Source organism: Yersinia sp. LJYL362, assembly GCF_048323875.1.
Genome location: NZ_JBLWEX010000122.1, coordinates 1 through 10999, shown reverse-complemented (window position 1 = coordinate 10999; position 10999 = coordinate 1). Strand labels below are relative to the sequence as shown.

The following is a 10999-nucleotide window of genomic DNA, read 5'->3' as shown; positions in this document are numbered from 1 at the left end:
ACGATACGATAAAAGAGAATTATATTGCGGCTTATCGCTGTGCCGGGAAAATTCAGCAACATATTAAATTGCAGTATCAGCAGGATTTGAGTAAAGAAGAGCTGATGTTTTTGACTATTCATATTGAACGGGTTCGTCGGGAATGTTCTAACTTGCCCGATTAAACAATGAGTAACAGCGATTTAGAATAAAGGATTGTGACTGCCAAGGGCAGGCAAAACCTGAATATGTTGGTACCGCTGATGGCGGTGCAGAGCATATTCAGGTTTTTTTTTGCCCGAGCTTAATGAATTGAATAGGTATTTATTCATATAAATCATCGTGCTATCCAAGGAGAACACTATGCAATACACAGCGGTCGCCAGCGAGATCCTCGCCGGGGTGGGAGGGAAGAGCAATATTAGCAGTGTTGTACACTGTGCTACTCGTTTGCGCTTTAAACTCAAGGATACTACGCGGGCAGATGCACAAATGCTGAAACAAAACCCGGGCATCATTATGGTGGTGGAGAGTGGTGGACAGTTCCAGGTGGTTATTGGAAACCACGTCAGCGAGGTCTATCAGGAATTATTGCAGCAAGCGGGTTTATCAGATGGCGATGAACAGGAGCGCCAGCCGAGCCGACACAAAGAGGGTTTACTGAGTCGCTGTATTGATATTATTTCGGGCATTTTCACTCCCTTACTCGGGATCATGGCAGCCTCCGGTATTCTTAAGGGTTTCCTGGCACTCAGTGTGGTGTGCGGCTGGTTACTGCCGACCAGCGGCAGTTATATGATTTTATTCGCTGCCAGCGACTCTCTGTTCTATTTCTTCCCACTAGTGTTAGGTTATACCGCGGGTAAGAAATTTGGTGGCAATCCGTTTATTACCTTGGCGATTGGTGGTGCTTTAGTCCATCCTCTGATGCTGGCTGCATTTAATGCCACTGGGCAACCTGGTGCTGCGACCCTCTATTTCCTTGGCCTTCCGGTCACTTTTATTAATTACACGTCGTCCGTTATTCCTATCATATTAGCGGCCTGGGTCAGTTGTTGGTTAGAAAAAAGGTTTAATCGCATTTTACACAGCAGTATTAAAAACTTTTTTACCCCGTTGTTGTGTTTGGCGATTACGGTTCCTGCCACATTCTTATTGATTGGTCCGCTAGCGACCTGGCTGAGCCATTTATTAGCAGAAGGTTTTCAAATTATTTATTCCGCAGCCCCGCCGGTGGCGGGTGGTGTATTAGCCGGAATATGGCAGATATGCGTCATTTTTGGCCTGCATTGGGGCTTGGTTCCATTAATGATTAATAACCTGAGTGTATTGGGCTATGACGCCATGTTGCCTCTGCTATTACCGGCAGTGATGGGGCAGGTGGGGGCGACACTCGGAGTCTTTTTACGAACTCGTGATGCAAAAATGAAAGTATTGGCCGGTTCGGCATTTACTGCCGGCATATTTGGTATTACTGAGCCTGCCGTTTACGGCGTGACATTACCATCGAAAAAACCTTTTGTATTCGGCTGTGTCGGAGGCGCAATTGGGGGCGTTATAGTCGGTTATAGTCAGACTCATGTTTATTCATTCGGTCTGGCCAGCATTTTTTCGTTTGCCCAGATAATTCCAACCACCGGCATTGATGCCAGCGTATGGGGCGCAATTATCGGTACCCTGACGGCATTCATTTTTGCCGCAATGGGCACCTTCTTCTTTGGCCTGCCGATCCCCATTACGCCGCCAGAAATTGAACGCTCAGTTCAAAATTCATCTATCACCGAGGATCATAGTGGCCTTGGCGAAGTGATATTCAGCCCCATCAGCGGCGAATTACAGGCATTAACTCATGTTGGCGACACTATTTTTGCCAGCGGCTTGTTGGGGGCGGGAATCGCCATTATTCCGCAACAAGGCAGGGTTGTTTCACCGGTTAAGGGTGTGGTGGCTTCGTTATTTAAAACTCACCATGCAATAGGCATTGAATCCGATGCCGGTACCGAAATTCTTATTCACGTCGGCATTGATACCGTCAAACTCGAAGGTCAATATTTTACCGCGCATGCCCATGTGGGGGATCGAGTTAATGCAGGGGATCTGCTGTTGGAGTTTGATTGTGCAGCGATTATTGCTGCTGGTTATGACCTGACAACACCGGTCATTATTAGCAATAGTGAAGATTATCAGGATGTTTTATACGCCAAAGGAACATTGATTACAGAGCAAGCACCGTTATTAACCGTGATTCGTTAATACTGACTCAGGAGAAAACAGATGAAACATGCATTTCCAGACAACTTCCTTTGGGGCGGGGCTATTGCCGCTAATCAGGTTGAAGGAGCTTATCTTACTGATGGAAAAGGGCTATCTACCTCGGATTTACAGCCATACGGTATCTTCGGTGATATTGTTCCCCGGGTGAAGGGCGACAGTTATGTCAAAGATGTGGCTATCGATTTTTATCACCGCTACCCGCAAGATATTGCACTATTTGCCGAGATGGGTTTTAAATGCCTGCGCATTTCCATTGCCTGGACACGTATTTTTCCGCAGGGCGATGAGGCGCAGCCGAATGAAGCCGGCCTGGCATTCTATGATCGCTTATTTGATGAAATGGAGAAATACAATATTACGCCACTGGTGACGCTATCTCATTATGAAATGCCTTATGGTCTGGTGAAGAATTATGGTGGGTGGGGAAATCGCAAAACAATCGGTTTCTTTGAGCATTATGCCCGCACGGTATTTCAGCGTTATCAGCATAAGGTCAAATTATGGCTGACATTTAACGAAATAAATATGTCACTGCATGCACCTTTTACTGGCGTCGGGTTAGAAAAGGAGAGCAGCAAAAGTGAGGTATATCAGGCAATTCATCACCAATTAGTTGCCAGTGCCAAAACGGTTGCTGCTTTGCATCAAATTATTCCTGATGGCCGTATCGGTAATATGTTGTTAGGCGGTTTAATGTATCCGTTAACCTGCAAACCTGCCGATGTGCTGGAAACGCTACAGCAAAATCGTGAATGGCTATTCTTTGGCGATGTACAGGTGCGCGGCTATTATCCTTCTTACATGGCCCGTTATTTTAAGCAGCACGATATTAGTATTGAAATTACGGCGGAAGATAAACAGACACTAAAAGAAACCGTCGATTTTATCTCCTTCAGTTATTACATGAGCGGTTGTGTGACTGCTGATGAAGAATTAAATCATCAGGCCAGAGGTAATATCCTGAGCATGGTACAAAACCCGCATCTTGCCAGTTCAGAATGGGGATGGCAGATAGACCCCGATGGATTGCGTATTTTGCTAAATGAACTGTGGGATCGTTATCAAAAACCCCTGTTTATTGTTGAGAATGGTTTGGGCGCAAAAGATAAACCGGATGCGAATGGAAATATTGAAGATGATTACCGCATCGGCTACCTCAATGACCATTTAGTTCAAGTTAGCGAGGCTATTGAAGATGGCGTAGAGGTGATGGGATACACCAGTTGGGGGCCGATTGATTTGGTGAGCGCTTCAAAAGCTGAATTATCCAAGCGCTACGGTTTTATTTATGTTGATCGTGATGATAGTGGTAACGGCACTTTAGAACGTCGCCGTAAGAAGAGCTTCTATTGGTATCGGGATGTTATTCAGAGTCATGGCGCGACACTGAAACGTTAACGTATCTCTATTTAAAGCGCGGTGCTTTAACCCGCACCGCGTAAACTGCTATTATATATCAATACTCTTCAAAGCCTTACCACGCAGGGAATGAGTGCGATGTTAAATATGAGAAGCCGATTTGAGCGTAATAATCTCTTCGGGGAGAAAAATATCCATGCTGTTTTTGAAGTTAGCCTACTGCTAAAAGCGATATTGGCTATTCTGGAGATTGCTGCGGGTATTTTAACTTTTTTTGTTACCCCTCAGCTTTTATTGAATATATTGCATCGCATCACACAAGTGGAATTTATTCAAGATCGTGGCGATATGATTGCCAATTATTTGTTGCATGCTGCTCAAAGCCTGTCCATCAGCAGTCTGCATTTCGCCGCATTTTATTTATTAATTCACGGGATTGTTAAGTTATGGGTCATTATTGGATTGTGGCGCAAAAAACTGGGGTATTACCCTGCGGCAATAGTCATTTTTAGCTTATTTATTATCTATCAACTTTATCGTTATACCTTCACTCATTCTATTATGCTGATTTTAATCACTATTCTTGACTTGGTGGTTGTCGTATTGACAGTGCTGGAGTATCGGCAATTGCGACAGGAACAAAAAAGACTCCAAGCGAAGCCTTTGTGATGCTGATAACAGTCATATTTTGCTATCAGCGGCGGGTTATCCCTTCATAAATTAAGCGCAGCCCAAACGCTCCCACAGCGACTCCGATAATACCGCTTAACAAGTGCTGAACCTTGCCATACGCGCGGCGTACTGCCGGGCGGGAGAATGCCATACTCAGCAATGACCGCCAGAGGACTGAGGCCACAACAATGCCGAGCCAGGCGACCATTTTGGCCCATGCTGGTGTGGTTGGGGTCAGGGTTATCGAGAAAATACTGATGAAAAACAGCACAGTTTGCGGGTTAGATAAATCAGTCAACAGCCCACGGCGGAAGAACACATACCAAGGGGTAATTGACGAAGTGGCGACGGCATCTATGCCCATGTGCAGTTCCTGACGATGGCGCAACATGTTGTAAGCATACCAAACCAGATACAAACCACCGCCTATCTTAATTGCCGAGAACAGTGCTCCCCCTTCAGCAATCAGTGCTGCCATGCCAAATAACCCCAATCCTGAATAAATCGCATCCCCTAAGGCTACACCCAACCCGGTGAGTAAACCTGCATTTTTGCCAGAACTGAGACTGGTTTGCACGACAACAAGTAAGTTAGCGCCGGGATTAATGAATGTGAGTACAAATAGCCCGATGGTCAATATGATGACGTGGATTTCATCCATTTGGTGCGGCTCCGATAGTCGTGATTGCAGTAGCATAAGGCCATCTGTGGGGGCAAACCGAGCATAAATCGTGCTTATTGCATTCAGTTAATAGAAATGTGCTGTCAGTCACTCAGCAAAAATATGGGCCTGACCCACGATTGTCAAATCAACCATTAAGCCAACATTGAGCCCTTCGCGACTGATGGTTTTGATTTCTACGATTTCGTCGTGCTCGATAATTGATAACGTGAGCGTTGAAATAAAGCCCGCAAAATCAATGCTGATAATCTTAGCCAGGCAGTTAGTCGGGTAGTGGTGAGCGGTGGGCAGTGGCGTGATAGTCACTTGCTCGGGGCGCAGCATAATGCGTGCTTGCCCATGGCGTATTGCATCATCAATCTTGACTCGACCTAGCGCGCAGTCGGCCCACCCAGCCGCAATGTTGGCGGAAAGAATCAGCGTTTCCCCCAGGAATGTCGCGGTCGGCTCATCAATCGGTCTGAGATAAAGCTCTTGCGGTGGGCCAACATGAGCCAGCTTGCCCGCGCGCATCACCGCGACCTGATCGGCAAAAGACAGCGCTTCGCTTTGGTCGTGCGTGACTAAAATGGAGGCGATATTGGCTTGCGACAGCAGTTCAGCCACCGCTTTACGGGTAGATGCGCGCAAGGCGGTATCCAGCGCTGAAAAGGGTTCATCCAATAACATCAATACCGGGCTTTGCGCCAATGCTCTGGCGAGTGCGACACGTTGTTGCTGACCGCCGGATATTTCATGGGGCCAAAGTTGTGCTAATCGCCGGTCCAGTGCCACCATTTCCATCAATTCATCAACTCGCCGAGCTTTATCTTGCTTGCTGCCTTTTAGCCCATAAGCGATGTTGCCCGCTACGGTAAAATGTGGAAACAGTGCACCATCTTGCGGGACAAATCCAATCCCTCGTTTATGTGCCGGCACCTGGATTGAGTGATCAAATAGCGGATTCCCTTGCAAAATCACCTTGCCACTATCCGGCGTTTCGAAACCGGCAATAATACGCAGCAATGTGGTTTTACCCGAACCCGATGGCCCGACAATCGCAGTGCGGCTACCCGCCGTAACCTGTAAATCAATACCGTCTAAAACCTGGACCGATTGGTAAGATTTACCGATTTGTTGAAGTTCAAGCGTGCTCATAATCCTGCCGTACGTTGAGATTGAGAATAAAGGAGCCAGGTGAGTGGCAGGGAGAGCGCCACCATGAGCAGGGCGTAAGGTGATGCTGCCACGTAATCTATTTCGCTGGTCAATGCCCAGAACCCCGTCGCCAATGTGCGGGTGCCATTAGGGGCCAATAGCAAGGTGGCGGTCAATTCATTAGATATCGCCAGAAATACCAAGGCGGCACCCGCCGCAGCGCCGGGAGCCGCCAACCGCATGGTGGTGCTCCAGATAGCTTGAGTGGGCGTTTTCCCCAAACTGCGCGCCACGTTTTCCAACTCGACCGGCGCGGTCGCAATACCGGCCCGTAAACTGATTAAAGCGCGTGGCGTAAACATCAATAAATAGGCCAGTAAAAGAGTGAATTCAGTTTGATACAGCGGTCGTGCAATGCGGATGGTGATGGTTACCAGCGCCAGCGCGACCACAATACCGGGCAGCGAACTGGTGACATAATTACAGCCCTCCATGACTCGGTGCAAACGGCCCGGATAGCGCACGGATAACCAAGCCATCGGTATGGCACACAAGGTGATCATCACGGCACCGCTCAGTGCCAGTGCCAGCGTTTGTTTCAATGCGGGTAGCAGGTCAGCATTCAACCATACATCAATGCCACCAATATAAAGCCAACGGATGAGGGTGATAAAAGGCACACCGAGCGAGAGGGCCGTCATCGCCAGTGGTAACAGCAGACTCCACAGGGTGAGGGCGGTTCCCATTGAATAAGCGGTTTGTCTGCGCGCGCTACCCGAACCCACACGCGCGTAGCGGTTATAGCCACGGCTGGTGGCTTCGATTAATAATAATCCCAGGCAACATAACGCCAGAACGCCCGCTAACATATTGGCCGCCGGGCCATTAAATGTGGATTGGAATTGATCAAAAATAGCTGTGGTAAAGGTATCGAAACGGATCATGGCGTATAGCCCATATTCTGCTAATAAATGCAGTGCAATCAGTATCGAACCACCCCAAACGGCTAATTTTAATTGTGGCAATACTACCCGGAAAAATACTGCGCCAGGTGTGCTACCCAGTGAGGCGGCGGCATCTTCAAGGCCGGGATCAAGGCGGCGCAATACCGCGGAGGCGGGCAGATAAATAAAAGGGAAATAGGCAATGACGGAGATAAATACCCCCGCGCCAAGCCCGTGCATTGAGGGCACCAAGCTTATCCAGGCATAACTTTGCACAAAAGCAGGGACTGCCAGTGGCGCGATAGCCAGCAGCGACCAAATTCGCCTGCCAGGTAGAGCGGTGCGTTCGGTGAGCCAGGCCAACGCCACACCAATAATGGCGCATAGGGGTAAGGTGATCGCCACCAGTAATGCGGTGTTAAGCAGTAACTCCCCGACGCGAGGGCGAAAAACCAGAGCTTTTACTGTTGGCCAGCCGGTATCAATGGCAATGCCAATAACAAACCCCAGCGGCAACAGGGAAAGTAATGAAAACATCACAGCAATAACCACAATCCCAGAGCCGGGGCGGCGGCTATATTGCCGTTGAGCTGCCTGAGTCAGCGGCATTGGGATAACATCGGGGTTTACATTGGCCATAATCGTCAAGGCACTCGGCGTGTTAATGCCCGTCGGGTCAGAAACGCGACGGGCTAAAAATACAGATTATCAGCAGGTTGGCTGTATTACAGCAAGCCAGCTTCTGTCATCAACTCAACCACTTTCTTGCTGTTCAGTTTAGACGGTTCTACTTTGGGTGCATCCAGATCTTTCAGTGGTACCAATTTAGGGTTGGATGCGGCATCGACACCCACAGCGTATTCAAATGCATTATTGGTGCGCAAGATATCCTGACCGGATTTACTAGTTATCCATTTCATGAATTCCTGGGCTTCTTTCGGATGCTTGCTCGACGCCAACACCCCGCCACCAGATATACTCACAAAAGCACCCGGGTCTTGATGTTTGAAGTAATGCAGTTGAGTTTTACCGCTGTTCTCACCGGTTTTGGCTTGATCAACAAAGCGGTAATAGTGATAGATAACCCCACCATCAATTTGGCCAGCATTCACCGCTTTCATCACCGTGCTATTACCTTTATAAGCGGTAAAGTTGGTTTTCATGGCCTTTAACCACTCCAACGTGGCTTTTTCGCCTTTCAGTTCCAGCATGGCGCTAACAATGGCCTGGAAGTCAGCCCCAGACGGTGATGCAGCCCAACGGCCTTTCCACTCAGGTTTGGCTAAATCCATGATCGACTTAGGTAACTCAGCTTCACTGATTTTTTCCGGATTATAGACAAAAACGGTACTGCGGGCGGCAATGCCGGTCCAGCGGCCATGTTCAGGGCGATACTCTTTCGCCACCTGAGCTTGTGTTGCGGCATCCAATGGCGCGAACAATTTGGCATTATCGACCAGCACCATTGCCGGGGAGTTTTCAGTCAGGAAAACGTCTGCAGGCGATGCGCTGCCTTCCTGAACCAACTGATTACCTAACTCGCTATCCCCGCCATTGCGCAGGGTCACCTTGATACCGGTATCTTTGGTAAAGCCGTCAACCCAGGATTTCACCAGATTTTCGTGTTGGGCGTTATACACCACAATACCTTCATCATTGGATGCTGCATTGGCGGAAAACGCCAGCATCATAGAGGAAGCCAAGAGAGCGATAGGGCCAAGAGAGGATAAACGTAACTTCATAAAGACATCCTTTAACAGGTCAAAGAAGAAAACGAAATTGTTAGGTAACGGCAAAACTCCACAATTGTATAGAAAGAAATTAACAATGATAGTGAAAATCATTCGCATTATTTGCTACGAAATGTTTCACTGATGTTGCTATAATTCCTTATTGTTCAAGGGGTTTAGTGCGTTTTTTTCTAATAAATTAAGGGCGGCGAGCCGGATTTCTTGATCAATTACTGCGGAGCATCCCGCATTTTCCTGTTTGTTCGTCACAGACAATGCCTTAACATGGCTATTACTTTTTGGCATGGTTTATGGATATACGATGCGTCACTTAGCAGTCATTCTTTCCTCACTCATTTTGCTTTCCGCCTGTAGCAGCAAGCCGACGCCTCCTGTTGCTGCGACGCCGTCAGATAGCCTGACACAAAGTGGTTTTTTACTGGAACCACAACATGTGGGTCACGTGCCAGACGGTGATTTTGCCTATAATGCGGATACCGCCCGTTTTGTTGACAAAATGGTGAGTGAGCATGGTTTTGAGCGTCAGCAACTGCATGATGTATTAGCGCAAACTAAAAAACTGGATTTTGTTATCCGGTTGATGGATAAGCAAGCGCCGACCTCTGGCCGGCCATCCGGGCCAAATGGTGCCTGGAACCGCTACCGCAACCAATTTATTACGCCAGATAATGTGCAAAATGGTGTGAATTTCTGGAATCAACATGAAGATGCCCTGCAACGTGCTTATGAGGTCTACGGGGTTCCACCAGAAATTATCGTTGGCATCATTGGCGTTGAAACACGCTGGGGCAGAGTGATGGGTAAGACTCGTATCATTGATGCGCTGGCAACACTCTCCTTTGCTTATCCGCGCCGCGCCGAGTATTTTTCTGGTGAGCTGGAAACCTTCTTACTGATGGCGCGAGCCGAGGGCAATGACCCACTCAGTCTGCGCGGTTCCTATGCCGGGGCTATGGGTTATGGTCAATTTATGCCCTCGTCATTTAAAGATTATGCTGTTGATTTTAATGGTAATGGTCATATCAATTTGTGGGATCCGGAGGATGCCATCGGCAGTGTGGCGAATTACTTCAAAGCCCACGGCTGGACCAAAGGGGCGGCCGTGGCAATACCGGCAAATGGGCAAGCGCCGAGTCTCGACAATGGCTTTAAGACCAAATACCCCATCTCGACATTATCTGCCGTAGGGCTAAGCCCGACCGGCTCGCTGGGCGACTATCAGGAAGCCAGCTTGTTGCGCCTGGATGTCGGCACGGGTTATCAATATTGGTATGGTTTGCCAAACTTCTACACCATTACCCGCTACAACCACAGTACCCATTACGCGATGGCGGTGTGGCAGTTGGGTGAGGCGGTCGGCCGGGCGCGTCGGAGTTAATGACTAACTGAGCAGATATAACAATCAGACAGCGGGCAAACCCCAACGACTCGATCTTACAAGGTGAAGACAGGTAGAAGAGTAAAGCGTCCGCGCCAGGGACGGCGCGGCTCGAGCCCCCAGGGATGGGTTGACGGCGTCTTTACGATCTACCTGTTTTCACCTCAACGGGCACTTTCTCATTAAGCTGAAGGGCCGCGTTATGCAGCCCTTCAGACTAATCACAGCAGATGAGAAATATCATCCGGATGAACCGATGGTGGAGACTGACGCCAACCGCGCGTTAGCCACAGCAGGTAAATAAAACCTGCCAGTAACCACAGCAAGCCCACCTCTAGCGCGCGCTGTTCAAGATGAACCCACAACCACACTGACATCACAAACCCCATCATTGGCAACAGCCCGTATTTAAACATGGCTGAAACACCACGACGTTTCTCATTGAAAATAAAGTGTTTTATAACGCTCAAATTCACAAAGGTGAACGCACCGAGCGCTCCGAAGCTTATCATCGACACCACTAAATTAAGATCAAGGAACAGCGCCAGCAGCGAGATGGTCGCCACGAACAAAATAGCGCGCCACGGCGTATGGAACTTGCGATGCAGGTGGAAAAACACTTTGCGCGGCAGTACCCCTTCACGGCCCATGGCATAGAAGATGCGCGACACACTGGTCTGTGCGGTCATCGCCGAAGCATAAACGCCCGTCAGATAAGTGGCCATAAAGAAGTTATACATCCACTTACCGCCGACATGCTCGGAGATAATCAGGCTGGCGGTGTCCTGATAAGGGATTAATGATTTCCAGTCTGGATAAGCCA

Annotated in this window: 10 protein-coding genes; 5 read left to right on the top strand and 5 right to left on the bottom strand. The window is 48.5% G+C overall.

From position 1 onward, the window contains the following. From ACNSO8_RS05550 to ACNSO8_RS05535, 4 genes are all read left to right on the top strand, one after another. The coding region (locus tag ACNSO8_RS05550) for a PRD domain-containing protein (RefSeq protein ID WP_418394015.1) at nucleotides 1–164 on the top strand (164 nt) is incomplete at its 5' end. Between the two features lie 178 nt (nucleotides 165–342). Then, nucleotides 343–2232 carry a PTS beta-glucoside transporter subunit IIABC gene (bglF, locus tag ACNSO8_RS05545; protein ID WP_418394049.1) on the top strand — a complete coding sequence of 630 codons (1890 nt, stop codon included), beginning with the start codon at nucleotides 343–345 and terminating at the stop codon, nucleotides 2230–2232. Between the two features lie 21 nt (nucleotides 2233–2253). Continuing rightward, complete coding sequence (locus ACNSO8_RS05540; protein WP_418394048.1) at nucleotides 2254–3651, top strand: glycoside hydrolase family 1 protein; 1398 nt, start codon at nucleotides 2254–2256, stop codon at nucleotides 3649–3651. A gap of 99 nt (nucleotides 3652–3750) precedes the next feature. Further along, the gene (locus ACNSO8_RS05535; RefSeq protein WP_418394047.1) at nucleotides 3751–4281 is read left to right on the top strand and encodes a DUF2127 domain-containing protein; all 531 of its coding nucleotides are present in this window, start codon (nucleotides 3751–3753) and stop codon (nucleotides 4279–4281) included. A gap of 25 nt (nucleotides 4282–4306) precedes the next feature. On the opposite strand, the gene ACNSO8_RS05530 is transcribed toward ACNSO8_RS05535, so the two are convergent. From ACNSO8_RS05530 to ACNSO8_RS05515, 4 genes are all read right to left on the bottom strand, one after another. Next, complete coding sequence (locus ACNSO8_RS05530; protein ID WP_418394046.1) at nucleotides 4307–4945, bottom strand: LysE family transporter; 639 nt, start codon at nucleotides 4943–4945, stop codon at nucleotides 4307–4309. 108 nt (nucleotides 4946–5053) lie between these two features. Then, entirely contained in the window at nucleotides 5054–6103 is a 1050-nt protein-coding gene (locus ACNSO8_RS05525; RefSeq protein WP_418394045.1) for an ABC transporter ATP-binding protein, read from the bottom strand. Beyond that, the gene (locus ACNSO8_RS05520; protein WP_418394044.1) at nucleotides 6100–7686 is read right to left on the bottom strand and encodes an ABC transporter permease; all 1587 of its coding nucleotides are present in this window, start codon (nucleotides 7684–7686) and stop codon (nucleotides 6100–6102) included. Before ACNSO8_RS05520 ends, ACNSO8_RS05525 begins: the two co-directional genes overlap by 4 nt. 86 nt (nucleotides 7687–7772) lie before the next feature. Then, entirely contained in the window at nucleotides 7773–8789 is a 1017-nt protein-coding gene (locus tag ACNSO8_RS05515) for an iron ABC transporter substrate-binding protein (RefSeq protein WP_418394043.1), read from the bottom strand. 310 nt (nucleotides 8790–9099) lie between these two features. Here ACNSO8_RS05515 and mltB point away from each other — a divergent pair, with 310 nt between their 5' ends. After that, nucleotides 9100–10176 carry a lytic murein transglycosylase B gene (gene mltB / locus ACNSO8_RS05510; RefSeq protein WP_418394042.1) on the top strand — a complete coding sequence of 359 codons (1077 nt, stop codon included), beginning with the start codon at nucleotides 9100–9102 and terminating at the stop codon, nucleotides 10174–10176. A gap of 221 nt (nucleotides 10177–10397) precedes the next feature. On the opposite strand, the gene ACNSO8_RS05505 is transcribed toward mltB, so the two are convergent. Then, nucleotides 10398–10999, bottom strand: a 602-nt coding sequence (locus ACNSO8_RS05505; protein ID WP_418394041.1) for an APC family permease, incomplete at its 5' end; no start/stop codon positions are given.

Coding starts and splice junctions, on each gene's coding strand:
- bglF (WP_418394049.1), top strand. CDS start 343: ATGCAATACACAGCGGTCGCCAGCGAGATCCTCGCCGGGGTGGGAGGG.
- ACNSO8_RS05540 (WP_418394048.1), top strand. CDS start 2,254: ATGAAACATGCATTTCCAGACAACTTCCTTTGGGGCGGGGCTATTGCC.
- ACNSO8_RS05535 (WP_418394047.1), top strand. CDS start 3,751: ATGTTAAATATGAGAAGCCGATTTGAGCGTAATAATCTCTTCGGGGAG.
- ACNSO8_RS05530 (WP_418394046.1), bottom strand. CDS start 4,945: ATGGATGAAATCCACGTCATCATATTGACCATCGGGCTATTTGTACTC.
- ACNSO8_RS05525 (WP_418394045.1), bottom strand. CDS start 6,103: ATGAGCACGCTTGAACTTCAACAAATCGGTAAATCTTACCAATCGGTC.
- ACNSO8_RS05520 (WP_418394044.1), bottom strand. CDS start 7,686: ATGGCCAATGTAAACCCCGATGTTATCCCAATGCCGCTGACTCAGGCA.
- ACNSO8_RS05515 (WP_418394043.1), bottom strand. CDS start 8,789: ATGAAGTTACGTTTATCCTCTCTTGGCCCTATCGCTCTCTTGGCTTCC.
- mltB (WP_418394042.1), top strand. CDS start 9,100: ATGCGTCACTTAGCAGTCATTCTTTCCTCACTCATTTTGCTTTCCGCC.